We start from the raw sequence: 263 nt of genomic DNA on the forward strand, positions 1-263 counted from the left end.
CATCTCCTAGTTATATATTTTCCACAATATAACTAGGAGATGAGAAGTTAGGTGAAGATAAAATTAAGAAGATTGACCATGATATTTGGGATATTAGCTGGGATAATGGGAGCATTAGTGCCACTTGTTGGTATTTTTATTTCAGGTAGTATTGGAATAGTATTGTTAAAAAGTGTTTTTCAATTACATTGGTTGAATCTAGGCTGCCTCCTAAGCCTGTTTCTAGGATTACATAGTCTACGTTATTATAACAATAATAACGT

The 263-nt window shown here is 32.3% G+C and carries 1 protein-coding gene; it reads left to right on the plus strand.

Going from position 1 to position 263, the window contains the following annotated elements:
* Positions 1-51 precede the first annotated feature (51 nt).
* A partial coding sequence (locus AACQ14_RS24420; RefSeq protein WP_339366127.1) for a hypothetical protein occupies positions 52-263 on the plus strand: 212 nt, incomplete at its 3' end.

This window comes from Vallitalea maricola, from assembly GCF_036985595.1.
Classification (GTDB): domain Bacteria; phylum Bacillota; class Clostridia; order Lachnospirales; family Vallitaleaceae; genus Vallitalea; species Vallitalea maricola.